We start from the raw sequence: 17,811 nt of genomic DNA, 5'->3' as shown, positions 1-17,811 counted from the left end.
TACATTGCCATTTTCTAATAAACTCCATACAATAACAATATGAAACAGATTATCTTCCTTTTATTCTTATTGTCCTGTACTGCCGTTTATGCACAACAGCAAGACTCAGTAACCATTCACGGACGGGTGACTGATTACAACGGACAGCCGATAGACAGTGCCAGTGTCTGGTGGCAAAACCCGCAGTTCAATGACATCATAGAAGCCATAACCGACAAAGACGGGCATTACACGGCCCGTATACCCAAAGGGAAATATCAAAGTGCAGCCTCTATTTATCTGCCCTCCTATGCGCACATTGCCATGAAAAGCGGGCTGCCCGAGACTGAACACCGCCTGGAGTTCTGGGCCTGGGATTTCATCGCCGACCGCGACACTACACTCGACATACGTTATCATCGTATGGAAGCTTATGGCCTGCGTGCTTTCTGCATCCCCGGAGCCATGCCTACTTATCAGATATACGTCCGTCCCATGAGCTTGACACGTACCTACCAATGGATGAAAGAAACAAAGCCCGAGTCATTGGTACACGGTGAAAACCTGGGTGACATTGAGCAACAAGAACAAAACAAAGAAGCCAGAGAATGCCAGATGGCTCCCCGCCCCGGGCAACTGAAAGTCACCGTCTGGATAGACGGCGAGAAGGTCCCCGTGCTGATGAAGCAGGAAATAAAAGAGTATTTCGACAGCAACGAATATGGCAACGCCTATCTATTGACAGTAGATATGCCCAAGCATCCCAGAAAAGACCTTCCCTACCGTATCTTCAAAGTAGAACTGGAAGACATGGAGAACGGTGACCGCGGCGAAGGGCTTTACTATATGGAAAAGAAAAACTACGTTCAATAACATTAACCATACACTACAAATGACAAACAATAATCTGAAATACCTCATAGCAGGTACCGGCGGCGTAGGCGGAAGCATTGCCGCCTTTCTTTCATTATCCGGCAAAGACGTCACTTGCATTGCACGCGGCGAACACCTTGCCGCCATACGCAAAAACGGATTGCAACTGCACTCCGATTTGAAAGGTGAACATTCTCTGAAAGTTGCGTCATTTACCGCAGAAGAATTCCAAGGCAAAGCGGATGTTATCTTTGTCTGCGTTAAAGGTTATTCCGTAGACTCCATCACTGAACTCATCAAACGTGCCTCACACGACCGTACAGTGGTAATCCCCATCCTGAATGTTTACGGAACCGGTCCCCGCATCCAGCGGTTGGTCCCCGGCGTCACGGTGCTCGACGGCTGCATCTACATCGTAGGCTTCGTATCCGGACGGGGAGAAATCACGCAGATGGGAAAGATTTTCCGGCTCGTCTACGGAGCACACCGCGGCACGATTGTTTCCCGTGAAACATTGGAAGCCGTGCAACACGATTTGCAGGAAAGCGGCATCAAAGCCGAAATCTCCGACGACATCAACCGGGACACATTCGTCAAGTGGTCGTTCATCTCGGCAATGGCCGTCACCGGAGCCTATTACGACGTACCTATGGGCGAAGTCCAGAAACCGGGCAAAGTGCGCAACACCTTTATCGGGCTGTCACAAGAGAGCGCAGCTTTGGGCAGGAAATTGGGTATAGAATTCAAGGAAGACATTGTGGAGTATAACCTCAAAGTAATAGACAAACTCGCCCCCGAAAGTACCGCCTCCATGCAGAAAGATATGGCCAAAGGGCATCAGAGCGAAGTACAAGGCTTGTTGTTTGACATGATTACGGCTGCAGAGGAACAAGGGATTGAGGTGCCGACGTATAGGATGGTGGCAGAGAAATTCAAATAAACTGCCACGATGAACTGCCAAACGAGATAATTTCATACCTTTGTCCCGAACAACCCCGTAATTCAGTAATTTAATTCTTCATAAATATGCTATCACTACTCACCATCAACTGGAACCCCGACCCCGAACTATTCAACTTCTTCGGCATATCCATCCGCTACTACGGTTTATTATGGATTATCGGCCTCGCCTTTGCCTACCTTATCGTGCAACACCAGTACCACGACCGCAAAATAGACGAAAAGAAATTCGAACCTCTTTTCTTCTATTGCTTCTTCGGCATACTGATAGGCGCACGACTGGGCCACTGCATATTTTACGACTGGGCCTACTACCAGGACCACTTCGTTGAAATGATTCTCCCCATCAAGCAGACCGCCGCAGGATGGAAAATGACGGGTTACACCGGCCTTGCCAGCCACGGCGGCACGCTGGGCCTGATTATCGCCCTCTGGATGTACTGCCGCAAGACGAAGATGCACTACATGGACGTGCTCGACATGATAGCCGTTGCCACTCCCATCACCGCCTGCTGCATCCGCCTTGCCAACCTGATGAACTCCGAAATCATCGGCAAACCGACCGACGTGCCCTGGGCATTCATCTTCGAGCGGGAAGACATGTTGCCCCGCCATCCGGCACAGCTCTACGAAGCCATTGCCTACTTCATTTTCTTCTTGGGAATGGTCTGGCTATACAAACGCGGACAGAAGAAACAAGAGACCAAGCTCGAAACAGATTTCAGCACCACCAAGCGGAAATCAACCACCGTGCAGGCCGAAGCCTCCCTGCCCTATCACCGCGGTTTCTTCTTCGGACTCTGCCTGACGGAGATTTTCACCTTCCGTTTCTTCATCGAGTTCCTGAAAGAAAACCAGGTGAACTTTGAGGACAGCATGACGCTGAACATGGGCCAGTGGCTCAGTATCCCGTTTGTGATTATCGGGGTATATTTCATGTGTTTCTACGGGAAGAAAGCTTCCAAATAAACATTTCAGCCCTACATAAGCAACATACCCACCCCTTTCATCTGTGTGGATTTCTCTACTTTTACGGCATCGAAACAGTAACCGTAAATCATATATTTATCATGAAAGAGAAACAACTGATGAAAGGGGCAGCTTTTATGCTGCTAGCAGCAACTGCCATCCCGCCCGCACATGCCCAACTGAAAACAAATGCCGGCGTGCAATACCTGCTTTCCCAGTCGAAAGACATGAGCCAGGATTTTCTGGACCTCAGCAACACCTATTTCTTTGCCGACAGCCTGGTATCGTTCGACACCTCCACCGGCAAGGGGACTGTCCAGTGGAAACGCCAGCAACTGATGCCCCGCCAGGCATTCAATGCAAACACCTACCTGCACCAGCCCCTCCAGTCGCTGGACTTCCCGGAGACGGCCTACGACAACAATCCACAACTGACGTTCACCGTCGAACCGGTCAGCGAACGTACCCTCCGCATCCGTATGCTTACCTCGCCCATCGTACCGAAAGAAGATGCCGATGACCCCATGCTCATAGGAAAGCCTGCCGACGGACGCTCCTTCTGGAAAGCCGAGAAGACGGATAAAGGTACCCTGTACACCTCCCGATACGGCAGTCTGCTCATCGAGAATTACCCCTGGCGCCTGGTGCTGAAAGATGCTGACGGACGCCTGCTGACACAGACCCGTTGCTGGAGCGACAACGACTCCACACAGGTCAAGGTACCTCCATTCAGCTTCATCAAGCGCGGCTCGGACAACTCACGCAGCATCAATCCCGTATTCAGCCTCGCGCCAAACGAGAAAATCTACGGTTGCGGCGAGTCCGCCACCGCACTGAACAAGGCCGGACAAAAGGTCAACCTCTTTGTCACCGACCCGCAGGGCCCCGAAACTCCGGATATGTACAAACCTATCCCCTTCTTTTTCAGTAACCGCGGCTATGGCATGTTTATGCACACTTCCGCCCCCGTGACCTGCGACTTCGGCTGCTCCTACATCGGAGCCACCAAACTCTTTATGGCAGACGAAGCGATGGACATCTTCATCTTCCTGGGTTCGCCGAAGGAGATGCTGAGCGAATACACCGCACTGGTAGGACGGCCCGAAATGCCCCCTTTGTGGAGCTTCGGCACCTGGATGAGCCGCATCACCTACTTCAGCGAAGCAGAGGGCCGCGATGTAGCCCGGAAACTGCGTGAGAACAAGATACCGAGCGACGTCATCCACTTCGATACCGGTTGGTTCGGCGTGGACTGGCAGTGCGACTACGCCTTTGCCGCCGACCGCTTCGACAATCCCCGGCAGATGCTCACCGACCTAAGGTCACAAGGCTTCCGCACCTGCCTCTGGCAACTCCCCTACTTCACTCCGAAAAACAAGTTCTTCCCCGAGCTGGTGGAACGCGGTCTGTACGTACGCAACGGTAAGGGGCAGCTCCCCTACGAGGACGTGGTGCTGGACTTCACCAACCCCGAAACCGTGAAGTGGTATCAGGAAAAACTCGGCAATCTGATTGAAATGGGTGTAGGCGCCATCAAAGTAGACTTCGGCGAAGGTGCCCCGCTGGATGCCATCTATGCCAACGGCCGTAGCGGACTGTACGAACACAACCTCTACCCGCTGCGCTACAACAAAACCGTGGCCGACATCATCAAGAAGCTGCACGGCGAAAACATCATCTGGGCACGTTCTGCATGGGCAGGCTCACAACGCTACCCGCTGCACTGGGGCGGTGATGCCGCCACCACCGAAACCGGTTTCGAGGGAACCGTCCGCAGCGGTCTCTCCATCGGATTGAGCGGGTTCTGCTTCTGGAGCAATGACATAGGCGGCTTCGTGACCCAAAGCCCCGAAAGCCTCTACCGCCGCTGGCTGCCCTTCGGCTTCCTCACCAGCCACAGCCGCGTGCACGGAGCACCTCCCACTGAGCCGTGGTACTACGGGAAAGAGTTCACAGACTATTTCCGCCGTTGCGCCGAGCTGAAGTACAAACTGATGCCCTATGTATACGCACAATCCAAAGAGTGCACCGAGAACGGCTGGCCGATGCTCCGCGCCCTACTGCTGGAGTATCCCGACGACCCGGGTGCATGGCTGGTAGAGGACGAGTACATGTTCGGCTCCAACCTCCTCGTGGCACCCATGCTCGAAGAGGGAAGCGGACGGGATGTCTACCTCCCCGGACGGCAGAAATGGATAGACTACCAGACCGGAAAGGTGTATGCTCCGGGATGGAACCATATCGAGTGCGGCACCCTGCCCATCGTCATTCTTGTAAAGGACGGTTCGGCCATCCCCCATATCCCCGTGGCACAATGCACAGACCAGATGAAGTGGGACAAGATTACGTGGAAGAAGTATCTGGCAGACGAAAAGAAAGCCGAAGGATTGCTCTGCCTGCCGCAGGACGGACAGTTACAACGGATATCAATCCCATAACCGGTATATCAAACACATTAAACCCTAATACCCCATGCGAAACAAGTTATTGTTCCTCGCCTTGCCCCTGCTATTCGGCTTACAGGCAAGCGCACAACACATACAAGCCTTTCAAGATACCACGCTCACCGACGAACAGCGCGTGGAACATCTTCTTTCCATCCTGACATTGGATGAAAAGATAAACCTTCTTTCCACCGACCTCGGTGTCCCTCGCTTCAACATTCCCCGTTGCGGACACTACGAAGGACTGCACGGGCTGACCCTCGGCGGGCCTGCCATGTGGGGCGGACGCCAAAGAACGAAAGACGGGAAAGTAGTCCCCACAGACTGCCCCACCACCATATTCCCCCAATCCTACGGTCTGGGCTCCACATGGGACACCGATTTGGTGCGGAAAGTAGCGGAACAAGCCGCTGAAGAAGCCCGCTACTACATGCAGACCACCGGCAACAAGCGTCATGCCCTCGTGATGCGCGCTCCGAATGCCGACCTTGCCCGCGACCCACGCTGGGGACGCACCGAGGAGAGTTTCGGAGAAGATGCTTTCCTCACCGCCCAACTCACCATTGCCAGCGTACGCGGCCTGCAAGGCAATCATCCCCGCTACTGGAAAACCGCCTCTCTGATGAAGCATTTCCTTGCCAACAGCAACGAGGACGGACGGGACAGCACTTCCTCCGACTTCGACACGCGCTTGTTCCATGAATACTATGCTTATCCTTTCTATAAAGGCATCACCGAGGGAGGCAGCCGTGCCTTCATGGCCGCCTACAACAGTTGGAACGGCATCCCCATGTCCATCCATCCCTGCCTCGAAGAGATTACCCGCAAGCAGTGGGGCAACAACGGTATCATCTGTACGGACGGCGGTGCCCTGAAACTGCTGATTGAAGCGCACAAGAGTTTTCCGAGCTTTGCGGAGGGTGCTGCTGCCGTAGTAAAAGCCACCACAGGACAATTTCTCGACGCATACGTTCCTTACGTCAAGGAAGCTCTGGAAAAGGGATTACTGACCGAAGTCGACATCGACAAGGCTATCCGCGGGAACATCTTCGTCGCCCTCAAGCTCGGCTTGCTGGACGGGGACAACTCCCGTAACCCTTATCTCTCTATCGGAAAGAACAGTACGGAGACACCGCCTTTCATGACAGCAGAAGCCCGCAGGCTGGCACGGGAAGTCACCGCCAAGTCCGTGGTGTTATTGAAAAACAAAAAACTCCTGCCACTCGATGCCGGAAAGCTGCGTAAAATAGCCATTATAGGCCCGTATTCGGACAAAATCGTGCAAGATTGGTATAGTGGTACCCCGCCTTACGAAACAACGATTCTGAGTGGCATACGCAATGCTGTGAAAGAAGGAACCGAAATCATCCACGCCGAAGACAACCGCATGGGCCAGGCAGAAAAGGCTGCTGCAGCCGCCGACGTTGCCATCGTGTGTGTAGGAAACCATCCTTACGGCACGCGTGCGGACTGGAAGTTCTCTCCCGTCCCCAGTGACGGCCGCGAAGCCGTGGACCGCAAATCGCTGATGCTGCCCGATGAAGACTTGGTGAAGCTGGTGCTCAAGGCCAATCCCAATACCATACTGGTGCTCGTCAGCAGCTTCCCCTACACCATCAACTGGAGCCAGGAGCACGTGCCTGCCATCGTCCACATCACCCACTGCAGTCAGGAGCAGGGCAACGGACTGGCCGACGTACTCTTCGGCAAGGTGAATCCAGCCGGACGTACCGTACAGACGTGGGTGAAAGACATCACTGACCTACCCGACATGATGGACTACGACATCCGCAACGGACGCACGTATATGTACCACCAGGGCCCGGTGCTCTATCCTTTCGGCTATGGTCTGAGCTATTCCGACTTTGCATACGAGAAGATTGAATCCGTCAAGCAAGACAAGAAGAACATCCGCGTGACGGTATCAGTGAAGAATACAAGCGGACGCGACGGGGAAGAAGTTGTGCAGCTCTATGCCAGCTATCCGGACTCCAAAGTGGAACGTCCCTCCAAGCAGTTGCGCGCCTTCAAGCGTATCCCCATCAAGGCTGGTGAAAGCCGGGAAGTGACGCTTACCGTTCCCAAGGAGGAGCTCGGCTATTGGAACGAAGAAAAGCAGATGTTCGTTGTAGAACCCGGAACGGTGAAGCTGCTGATAGGGGCTTCATCGGAAGATATACGGTTGGAGGGAAAAGTCAAACTATAAGAAACCAGCCGTGTTTTGAAACAATCCGGATGAGGATGCGTCGAAACTGGTATTCACCACCGATTACACAGATTTACACAGATAAGCATCTTTGATTATCAGTAGATTAAGCTCATTCTGTGTTAATCCGTGTAATCTGTGGTGAATTTTGACACACCCCTATCCGGTTATTTCCCTTTCACTATCCTCTTTATATCATTCAGCTTGTTCAGTGCCTCCAGCGGCGTCAGGTTATTCACATCCAGATTCAGTATCTCATCGCGTATCTGGCACAACACCGGGTCGTCGAGCTGGAAGAAGCTGAGTTGCATGCCGCCGCGTGTCTCTCCCACTTCCACCATCGGTTTGCTGGAAATCCCCTGCTGGCGGTTGTCTGTTTCCAGTTGTTTCAGAATGTCATTGGCACGCTTCACGATGCTTTTGGGCATACCCGCCATTTTGGCTACATGAATACCGAAGGAGTGTTCGCTACCGCCGCGCTCCAATTTGCGCAAGAAGATGACTTTGTTATCTATCTCCTTCACCGAAACGTTGTAGTTCTTTATACGCTTGAAGCTCTTCTCCATCTCATTCAGCTCATGGTAGTGCGTGGCAAACAAGGTTCGGGCTTTTGCCTTGGGATGCTCGTGTATATGCTCCACAATCGCCCAGGCGATGGAAATACCATCATATGTAGAAGTACCGCGCCCCAGCTCGTCGAACAGCACCAGGCTGCGGGGAGAAAGGTTGTTCAGGATATCCGCCGCCTCGTTCATCTCCACCATAAAGGTAGACTCGCCCACGGAAATATTATCGCTGGCACCCACACGGGTGAATATCTTATCCACCAACCCGATATGGGCACTCTCCGCAGGCACAAAACTGCCGATTTGAGCCAGCAGCGTAATCAGCGCCGTCTGCCTCAGCAAAGCAGACTTACCCGCCATGTTGGGACCCGTAATGATGATAATCTGCTGCGTCTGGCTATCCAGCATCACATCATTGGCAATATACTTCTCGCCGATGGGGAGCTGCTTCTCAATCACCGGGTGGCGTCCCTGGCAGATTTCCAGCACATCGTCGTCGGCAATGACGGGGCGTATATAGTTGTTCTCGCGCGCTGCCGTGGCAAAGGAGAGTAGGCAGTCCAGACGCGCTATCTGGTTCGCATTGATTTGAATGGCGGGGATGAACTCGCTCAATGATTGCACCAATTCTGCATAGAGTTGTGTTTCCAGTACCAGTATCTTGTCCTCCGCACCGAGAATCTTCTCCTCGTACTCCTTCAATTCCTGGGTAATGTAGCGTTCGGCATTGGCAAGGGTCTGCTTGCGTATCCACTCTGCCGGCACTTTGTCCTTATGCGTGTTGCGCACTTCGATGTAATAACCGAAGACATTGTTGTAGCCTATCTTCAAGCTGGGAATCTCCGTCAGCTCACTCTCGCGCTGCTGTATCTGCAACAGATAATCCTTACCGGAGTAGGCTATCTGGCGCAACTCGTCCAACTCGGCACTAACACCGGACTTGATGACACCGCCCTTATTAATCAGCAACGGCGGGTCATTGTCTATCTCCCGGTCTATGCGGTCGCGGATGGACTGGCAGATGTTCAACTGCTCGCCTATATGATTCAAGCTGGCATTATCGGCATCCATGCAAGCCGCTTTGATGGGTTCTATCGCCTGCAAAGCCACCTTCAGCGCCACTACCTCACGCGGAGAGACACGGCCTACCGCCACTTTGGAGATGATGCGCTCCAAGTCACCTATCAAATGCAGCTGCTCCTCTATCAACTCCTTGAAATCGGGCTGGCGGAAGAAGTATTCCACTACATTCAGCCGTTCGTTAATCGGCTGCACGTCCTTCAACGGGAATACCAGCCAGCGTTTCAGCAGGCGGGCACCCATCGGGCTGATGGTCTTGTCTATCACATTCAGCAGACTGCTACCGCCGTCGTTCATCGACCCCATCAGCTCCAGGCTGCGCACCGTGAACTTATCCAGACGGACGTACTTATCCTCCTCGATGCGTGCCAGCGAAGTGACATGCCCTATCTGCGTATGCTGCGTCATGATGAGGTATTGCAGGATAGCTCCCGAAGCGATGATACCGTTCTTGAGATGCTCCACACCGAAACCTTTCAGGTTCTTCACCTCGAAATGCTTCAGCAGCTTCTCGCGGGCGGAAGTCTCGGTAAACACCCAGTCGTCCAGCTCGAAAGTGAAGAACTTGCTGCCGAAGTTCCCTTCGAACATCAACCGCTTGCCACGCTCGAAAAGCACCTCTTTGGGGGCAAAGTTGTTCAGCAACTTGTCCACATAGTCGAAAGGGCCTTCCGCCGTCAGAAATTCGCCCGTAGATATGTCCAGGAAAGCCACACCGCAGGCACCCTTGCCGAAGTGTACGGCAGCCAGAAAGTTGTTCTCCCGGTAGTTCAGCACATTGTCGTTGATGGAGACTCCCGGCGTCACCAGCTCCGTGATGCCCCGCTTTACGAGTTTCTTTGTCAACTTCGGGTCCTCCAACTGGTCGCAGATGGCCACGCGCTTGCCGGCACGTATCAGCTTGGGCAGATAGGTGTCGAGTGCATGATGCGGAAAGCCCGCCATTTCGATGGTTTTCCCCTTGCCGTTGGCACGTTTGGTCAAGGTAATACCGAGGATTTCGGACGCGACGACGGCATCGGTGGAATAGGTTTCATAGAAGTCACCACAACGAAACAGCATGACAGCATCGGGATGCTTTGCCTTCAAGTCGAGGAACTGTTTCATCATCGGGGTAAGGACAATATCTTCGTGCATACAAGTCTTTAATTTTTAATTTCCAGGATTTTGAGCCAAGAGAGCAGAAAATCGTCAAGTAAGGCCCAAAACTTAATGTGACAAAGATAATTCTTTTTTAGAAAACAGCTGCGTAGAGGCTTCAAAACCTTAGCAAGCCTTAACAAAGAGACGTATTTTCCTAAAACATGTTATAAAACAGCCTTTTTTATTTGCTTTATTTGGAGATAAGCAAAAAGTCCGTACCTTTGCAATGTGTTTTTCATAGTATTAGATTTAAGGTTAACAAAGGTTGGAGTACAGCGGTACTCCTTTTTTTATACCCACACCTTTCGTATCTTCCCCTTTTCCCTTACAAAAAGACATATTCACTCGGCGAAACGCCCTTCATCTTCTTGAAAACCCGGTTGAAATAAGGAACATTGTTGAATCCCACCTGATAGCAGATTTCTGCTACGGATACCTTTTGTTGTTTCAGCAACCGGCAGGCAAGCTCAATGCGGTATTCATTGAGATAAGTGACGAAAGTCTTCCCCGAGACTTTCTTGAAAAAGATACAGAAAGAAGTGCGGTTCATCCCCACGTGGCGTGCAACGTCATCCAGCGTAATATCCCGCTTGGCGTTACAAACGACGTAGACTTGTATCCTATTCATTCGCTCCCGTTCCGGGTCCATCTTCTGATACTGCCCCACCACACTCTCTTCCTCGCTCCCGGCAAGAATAAGCAGCAGTTTTATCATCAGCGGGATGCGTTCAGCCCTCCCCAAAGGACGCATCTCCTCGAGGACGGAAGCAATAGCCGACGACTTTTCCTTCCCGAACTTCACGGCATCCCTTTTCCGTTTCAGCTTCTCCGTACATTCCTGCAGCTCAGGGAAAGCAACACAGCAGTTGTCAAGAAATTCCCGGCCGAAAGTTATCGTGATATTGGCAATATGCCCCTGCGCATCTGTCACATCATTCTCGAAATACCAGCAATGCGGTATCTCCGGAGGAACTATCACTACTTCCCCACTCCCGAAAGGTTCAGTACGGTCACCTATCAGCCGCATGCCTGAGCCTACGATGATATACGACAACTCCCACGTTGCCTGCTCATGCAGACCTATCTGCTCGCCGGGAGCCAGGCATACATCGTCGAAGGTAAAAGAAGTGTTTTCCGGCCGAGGCACTGCATTATCATTCATAATTTGGGTAAAATATCTCCCTGAAGGGGAGTAAATGCAAATATAAGACAATCCTAATAAACAATAAGAGAAATGCCCGGAGAAATTGCAGACTAACTTTGCCCGCGAAATAAAGTTATGCCGGGAATCCGGATTGTCTGAGGATATGTCAAAATACACACTCGCCACAGATTACACAGATTAACACCGATAAAAGTTCTTGATTATCAGAGCTCCTAAAATAATCTGTGTAATCTGTGGTGAGTCATGACACGTCCGCATTTTAGAAGAATATTAATCTAACAACAAACATAATTCCAATGAAGACAACAACTTATTTAGCATCCAAGCCGCGTTACGAAATACTGGACGGGCTTCGCGGCGTAGCCGCAATAATCGTGGTAGCTTTCCATCTTTTTGAAACCTATTCCGCAGGGCCTGCCCACCAGATTTTGAACCACGGCTACTTGGCCGTGGACTTCTTCTTCGTACTCTCCGGCTTCGTCATCGGTTATGCCTACGACGACCGCTGGGACCGTATGACAACGTGGGACTTCTTCAAGCGACGCTTGGTACGCCTGCACCCCATGGTGATTATGGGTACACTCCTCGGCGCCTCCCTATTCTACTTCAGTGCCTGCTCCGCCTTCCCGATGGTGATGCAAACACCGTGGTGGAACGTGCTGCTGATGACACTCCTGGGCTGCCTTATGTTCCCCACCCCCACTTCATGGGACATCCGGGGCTGGTGGGAAACAAACGCGTTGAACGGCCCCACCTGGTCGCTGATGTGGGAATATATTGCCAATGTGCTCTATGCCCTATTCATCCGCCGCTTCTCCAAACTGGCACTGGGCATATTCGTCGGACTCTCTGCCTGCCTTACGCTCGACGTCACGCTCAACATAGATACCTTTGGGCTTCTTTCATCGCGGGGAGAAGCCGCCTACACCCTCATCGGCGGCTGGAGCCTGACACCCGGCCAGCTCTATATAGGCATTTCACGCCTGCTCTATCCCTTCTTCATGGGTCTGCTGTTGTCTCGCATAGGCAAGCTGGTGAAGGTGAAGAGAGGATTCTACTGGTGTTCCCTGCTGGTGACTGTTATCCTCGTGATGCCGCGCATCGGAGGCGAGACCAGCCAATGGATGAACGGCGTCTACGAAGCCGTAAGCGTGCTCGCCCTCTTTCCGCTGATAGTGGCTATGGGAGCAGGCAGCAACGTCACGGGCAAGCGTTCCGTAGCCCTCTGCAAATTCCTGGGCGAACTATCCTATCCGCTGTACATCACACACTTCCCGCTGATATACATGCAGATAGCCTGGGCACGGAATAACCCCGACGCACCGGCAGGAATGCACTTGTTCATTGCCGTATCCGTCTTTGTACTCTCCATTGCCATTGCATACGCTTGCCTCAAACTGTATGACGAACCGGTACGCGAGTGGCTGAAACAACACTGGTTGATGAAGAAGAATACCAAAACATCCAAATGATTGTTGAACCCAAATACACACTACCATGAATAGAATAAAATCTTTCTTGTTGGCAAGCATGTTTCTCCTGCCAACAATGGCGCAGCAAGCAGCTGCTCCAGCTATTCCACAAGACAAAAAAATAGAGCAGAAAGTGGAAGCCCTACTGAAAAAAATGACCCTTGAAGAGAAAATAGGCCATGAGAGAAATCGGCATACCCTGCATCTATGGACTGGACCAAAATCACGGGACAACCTACACAATGGGTGGAACGCTCTTTCCTCAAAACATCAATGTGGCTGCTTCCTTCAACCGCAACCTGGTCCGTGAAGCCGCACGTATTACTGCCTATGAAACCAAAGCCGGCAGCTGCCCGTGGACTTATTCTCCCACCATCGACCTGGGACGCGATCCCCGCTGGCCACGCATATGGGAGAATTATGGCGAAGACTGCTACGTCAATGCAGAAATGGGGCGGGCTGCCGTACTCGGCTTCCAAGGAGAAGACCCGAACCATATCGGCAAACAAAATATTGCCGTATCACTAAAGCATTATATGGGCTACAGCGTCCCCTTCACCGGAAAAGACCGTACACCGGTATACATCTCGGCTCAAGACCTTCGTGAGAAACACTTTGCTCCTTTCCTGGCTTGTGTAAAAGCAGGAGCATTATCCGTCATGGCAAATTCGTGTTCTGTCAACGGATTGCCCGTACACGCCAATTACAAACTCTTGACCCAATGGCTGAAAGAAGAACTGAACTGGGATGGAGTACTTGTCACGGACTGGGCTGACATCAACAACCTCTGGCGCCGCGAAAAAGTGGCAGCCGACAAGAAAGAAGCCATCAAAATCGCCATCAACGCAGGTATCGACATGGCCATGGAACCTTATGAATGGGATTTCTGTACACTGCTGAAAGAACTTGTACACGAAGGCGAAGTACCCATAAGCCGCATTAATGACGCCACCCGGCGCGTGCTACGCATGAAATTCCGCCTGGGACTGTTTGACACCCCGACCTACGACACCAAGGATTTCCCCCTATTCGGCAGAAAAGAACATGCCACAACAGCCCTCCATGCTGCCGAAGAAACCATGGTACTGCTCAAGAATACGGATAACATCCTGCCACTGGCAAAAGGCAAGAGACTGCTCGTCACAGGACCGAATGCCAACTCCATGCGTTGTCTGAACGGAGGATGGTCTTATACTTGGCAAGGACACCTGACCAACCATTTTACTGATGAATACAATACTATCCTCGAAGCCCTTGCCAACCTGCTCAGCGGTGATGAAAACTTCAGTGGAAAGCTGCCCTTCACCTATCCGAAAGAAATCAACTCACTCATCAACTACAACTACAAGGTGAGCGAGGAAGTGGAAAAAATAGAAGGGGCCTACGACTATGACGCGGTTGTATCCGTGCAATGGGCTTTTGGATACGGACTAAGCTATACCTGCTTCAGCTATAGCAATCTGAAAGTAAACAAGGCAGACTTCACAGCCGATGACGAGCTTATCTTCACTGTGGACGTAAAAAATACAGGAAGCCGTGCCGGCAAAGAAAGTGTTCTCCTTTTCAACAGTGACCTCATAGCTTCAATGACCCCCGACAGCTGTCGCCTGCGAGCTCCCAATCGGTAGTCTATATTGCCAGTCTCCCATTTACTACATTCCCTATTTAAGCAACAATTCCTGCAATACTGCATTTTAAATTCTTGCTTACTAAAACTTATTCGTCCGACAGCCGTTGAATTATCGTCCGACAGTTGTCGGACGAATCTGCAACAGTTGTCGGACGATAATTCAACAAGTATCGGACGAATAAATCTTAGCAAAGAAAAAGATAGATGGCTTACCGCTTGATTTATTTGTGAGTACCCGCGTACACAATCAGTACCTTCCCCAAAGAATCAAGTTGCCAATGAGTTCTCATGAGCTTGTCATTGCAACTTCAAGAATGGTAACATATTTCCACCGGTAGACAATGGCAGCTTGCAGCACATCGTTGGGTTTCACGGACGACTGTATGTTGGTAAACGTAAAGCCACGGGTACTGAGACGCTCCTTCAGTAATGCCTCCACCTCCTTCTCCATCATCCACTCCACGCTCACTACCGGCCAGATTGACGATGATGCCCGTCTGTCCCGAATCAATACCGGTCATTTTTGGAGAAAAGAAGGCCTCCCTTCAGCGCAAGTCCCTCGGTACGAGTAGTGCCGGATGCCGTGATACGGATGTCACTGTTTACCCAGAAACAGATGCGCAGAGCTGTAATATCACTGCCGATGAAATCTTCTGCTTTGCCGGCGCCTTTACTTCCTTCTCGCAAGATACTCGATGGCATAAACCGGCCAGCGGGGAACTTTGCGGATATTTGTACGGACAGCAGGAATATCGCACAGCAGGAAGAGGGCGGCAAGGCCTAAAGCGAACCAGATAACATAGCCATAGACCTGCTTCATTGCCACCATCATCATGGAGTGCAGGAAGTCGCGGCCAACGTATTCGCCGAGGTTGAAGTGCGCCATATCCAAATGCGTGAGAGTGAGTTGCTGTCCGTAGCTCATCATGTTGTCGTTCATAAAGTGCGAGAAGATAGTGGTATAAATGCCATAACCTGCCGCTCCTGCCAGATACATGTGGAGGATGTTGAACACGAACAAGCCCATGAAGAACTGCTCAAGACTTGGCACCGATTCGTCTAAAGCCCACATCAATGTCGGGGCAAGGATGGCATACGCAAATCCTCGCAAGAAGATGGCAAAGCGGTACTGCTCGATGTTGACGTTTATGTCAAGCGTGAAGTACATCAGCATGCCATAGAGTGCGATACCAATGAAGGCAATGCCGAAGAGTTTCCACACCTTCCACTTCTTGACTTTCAGCCAATAGAGATCGAGCAGGATACCGAGGTACATGCCGGGAAGTGCCCACATATACTGCGACTCTTTGGTCAGCTCCTCCAGCCGGATGACTTCGCTGTAGAGTATCTCTTCCATCGTGTGTTCAGCACCGAAAGCGAGTTCGGCAAAGAAGGTGACGAGGAGGATGGGAACAACGTTGCGACGTGTAAAAAGACCAAGCTCGATGTAGGGGTAACGGTAGTAGCGCAGGCGGTAGAGCACAATGCCGGAAAGCACAATGGCAGCACCGAACAGAAGGCGTATGCGGAGGGTATCGAACCACATGAAATAGTCGCCGTACACCACAATGTACGACACCACGAGCATCAGTCCGCAGATGAGCAATGCTCCCTGAAAGTCGATACCTTTGAGCGACAGACGCTGGGGCATGGGACAAAACGGACGGCAGAAGATGGCCTGCGTGAGCAATACGAACGACATAGTGCCGATGGTGAAGACGTGCATCATCTGCCATGTGAAATGATGACCGAACCAGGCGGCAAGCCATCCGCTACCCTCGATGGCGGTGAGCAGGATGATGTGAAGCACGGGGAAGAAAACGGCAAAATCGCGTCGGGGGGTAATCCAAAGCTGGATGTTGCTCATGCACTCGAACGTGCCCTGTATCTTAGCCATTCCGGCTATGAAGCACACTATCATGAGCACAGGCATCGACTGGCAATGCATCGTCAGCACATTGCATACGGCAAGAACGATGGCAGAACCGCAGAGCAACTGCTTGTTGGTGAAGCGGAACTTCATGCGGAAAAGCATCGGAAAATAGACAGCCATGCCCGCGAGGGTGGCATAAAGCAGAAAGAGCACGTCCTCGATCATGAAGTCGGTGGTGCCACGAATGCCATCCAGTGCACCAAGGTAGATGCCACCGCCGAACTGAAAGCAAAAGGCGGTCAGCACGTACAGCCACGGCTGTATCCGGCGAGGCACCCATCCCTTCATCATAGGCATGGAAAAGCCCATGCCGGGTGGAGGGCCACCGGCGCTCTTCATAAAGAATTCAGTCAATTGTCCCATTACTCCTCAACGATACATTCCACATTATAACCGCCCTTGAGCCTGGCAACATCAGCATTCTCATCGAGCTTGATGCGTACGGTGACGCGCTGTTCGACCTTCACAAAATTACCCGTGGCATTGTCGATGGGAATAAGTGAGAAGGCACTGCCGGTAGCATCAGAGATACGTTCCACCGTACCCGTATATTGTATACCGGGAACGGCATCGGCTGTAATCTCAGCCTTACTGCCCACCTTGATGTGAGGCAACTGGCTTTCCTTGTAGTTCGCCTCAACCCAACGTTCACCATTGTCAACGATACTCACCAGCATCTGGCCCGGATTGACAAGCTGACCTACGTGAATATCCTTCGTGCCAACGGTACCGTTACAAGTGGCAATGATGTAGCAATAGGAGAGGTTGAGACGGGCGAGGTCGACGGCACGACGAGCCAGTTCGATGCCCTGCTCCGAAACGGAAAGGTGATGCCCCTGTTCGGCCACAACAGCCGACTGCATCTGACGTGAACGAACCGCCTGCTCGTAGGCTGCCTTGGCACTCAGATAGCCCGTATGTACTTTATCATATTGTTGTCGGGTAACAGCATCCTGACTGAGGAGCTTCTTGAAACGAGTATCCTCACGCATGGCATTCTCCATCTGTACACGTGCGGATTCGATGCCGGCTTCGGTAACGGTCATGCTTGTCTTGGTGGTAACGATGCTGCTTGCCGTTCCCTGCGAACCGTGTTCGGCACGGATAAGGTCGGTCTCGGCTTGGGCCAGTCGCAAGCGAAATTCGGCATCCTCGATGATGGCAAGCGTATCGCCTTTCTTTACCTGCTGGAAATCCGCGAACCGTACCTCACGGATGAAGCCTTGCACACGGCTGCTCTGAGACACGACGTTCTGGCGTACACGGGCATTGTCGGTAAATTCTCCACTGCCGAAGTGCATAAACTGACTCACCACATAAACGGCTCCACCCAAGAGGCAAAGCACGATGAGCGCATTGTATAAATAGATGTGTATCTTGTTCTTTTCCAT

Annotated in this window: 12 protein-coding genes and 1 pseudogene; 7 read left to right on the top strand and 6 right to left on the bottom strand. The window is 51.8% G+C overall.

What is annotated here, in order from left to right; genetic code table 11:
• Window positions 1-39: 39 nt before the first annotated feature.
• The 5 genes from DXD65_RS09590 to DXD65_RS09570 all read left to right on the top strand — a co-directional run bounded on the left by DXD65_RS09590 (window position 40) and on the right by DXD65_RS09570 (window position 7,431).
• Window positions 40-852 carry a carboxypeptidase-like regulatory domain-containing protein gene (locus DXD65_RS09590; protein ID WP_117887589.1) on the top strand — a complete coding sequence of 271 codons (813 nt, stop codon included), beginning with the start codon at window positions 40-42 and terminating at the stop codon, window positions 850-852.
• A gap of 19 nt (window positions 853-871) precedes the next feature.
• Complete coding sequence (locus tag DXD65_RS09585) at window positions 872-1,792, top strand: ketopantoate reductase family protein (protein WP_035447514.1); 921 nt, start codon at window positions 872-874, stop codon at window positions 1,790-1,792.
• 86 nt (window positions 1,793-1,878) lie between these two features.
• Window positions 1,879-2,781 carry a prolipoprotein diacylglyceryl transferase gene (lgt, locus tag DXD65_RS09580; RefSeq protein WP_005833929.1) on the top strand — a complete coding sequence of 301 codons (903 nt, stop codon included), beginning with the start codon at window positions 1,879-1,881 and terminating at the stop codon, window positions 2,779-2,781.
• 101 nt (window positions 2,782-2,882) lie between these two features.
• Window positions 2,883-5,219: an alpha-xylosidase gene (locus DXD65_RS09575; RefSeq protein ID WP_057281848.1), complete on the top strand. Its 2,337-nt coding sequence runs from the start codon at window positions 2,883-2,885 to the stop codon at window positions 5,217-5,219.
• 34 nt (window positions 5,220-5,253) lie between these two features.
• Window positions 5,254-7,431 carry a glycoside hydrolase family 3 C-terminal domain-containing protein gene (locus DXD65_RS09570; protein ID WP_117887588.1) on the top strand — a complete coding sequence of 726 codons (2,178 nt, stop codon included), beginning with the start codon at window positions 5,254-5,256 and terminating at the stop codon, window positions 7,429-7,431.
• Between the two features lie 167 nt (window positions 7,432-7,598).
• On the opposite strand, the gene mutS is transcribed toward DXD65_RS09570, so the two are convergent.
• A complete protein-coding gene (mutS, locus tag DXD65_RS09565) occupies window positions 7,599-10,214 on the bottom strand; it encodes a DNA mismatch repair protein MutS (RefSeq protein WP_008662199.1) in 2,616 nt (871 codons plus the stop codon).
• Between the two features lie 331 nt (window positions 10,215-10,545).
• Window positions 10,546-11,382, bottom strand: a complete 837-nt coding sequence (locus DXD65_RS09555) for an AraC family transcriptional regulator (RefSeq protein ID WP_227212800.1) — start codon at window positions 11,380-11,382, stop codon at window positions 10,546-10,548.
• 299 nt (window positions 11,383-11,681) lie between these two features.
• On the opposite strand from DXD65_RS09555, the gene DXD65_RS09550 reads away from it, so the two are divergent.
• Together DXD65_RS09550 and DXD65_RS09545 are read left to right on the top strand one after the other, a co-directional pair.
• Entirely contained in the window at window positions 11,682-12,857 is a 1,176-nt protein-coding gene (locus tag DXD65_RS09550) for an acyltransferase family protein (RefSeq protein ID WP_057087309.1), read from the top strand.
• Between the two features lie 25 nt (window positions 12,858-12,882).
• Window positions 12,883-14,473 (top strand): annotated as a pseudogene (locus DXD65_RS09545) (glycoside hydrolase family 3 N-terminal domain-containing protein); the annotation flags it as partial.
• Window positions 14,474-14,773: 300 nt separating this feature from the next.
• Here DXD65_RS09545 and DXD65_RS21235 read toward each other — a convergent pair.
• From DXD65_RS21235 to DXD65_RS09525, 4 genes are read right to left on the bottom strand one after another with little or no spacing between them, the layout of a single operon-like run.
• Window positions 14,774-14,998, bottom strand: a complete 225-nt coding sequence (locus DXD65_RS21235) for a hypothetical protein (RefSeq protein WP_229078195.1) — start codon at window positions 14,996-14,998, stop codon at window positions 14,774-14,776.
• Window positions 14,995-15,174 carry a hypothetical protein gene (locus DXD65_RS09535; protein WP_087332804.1) on the bottom strand — a complete coding sequence of 60 codons (180 nt, stop codon included), beginning with the start codon at window positions 15,172-15,174 and terminating at the stop codon, window positions 14,995-14,997. Before DXD65_RS09535 ends, DXD65_RS21235 begins: the two co-directional genes overlap by 4 nt.
• Complete coding sequence (locus DXD65_RS09530) at window positions 15,158-16,783, bottom strand: hypothetical protein (protein ID WP_087332803.1); 1,626 nt, start codon at window positions 16,781-16,783, stop codon at window positions 15,158-15,160. Before DXD65_RS09530 ends, DXD65_RS09535 begins: the two co-directional genes overlap by 17 nt.
• Entirely contained in the window at window positions 16,783-17,811 is a 1,029-nt protein-coding gene (locus DXD65_RS09525; protein WP_117887586.1) for an HlyD family secretion protein, read from the bottom strand. Before DXD65_RS09525 ends, DXD65_RS09530 begins: the two co-directional genes overlap by 1 nt.

It is taken from the genome of Bacteroides sp. 4_1_36, assembly GCF_003466325.1.
In the GTDB taxonomy this organism is placed as follows: Bacteria; Bacteroidota; Bacteroidia; order Bacteroidales; family Bacteroidaceae; genus Bacteroides; species Bacteroides uniformis.
This window is presented reverse-complemented; position numbering and strand designations above follow the sequence as displayed.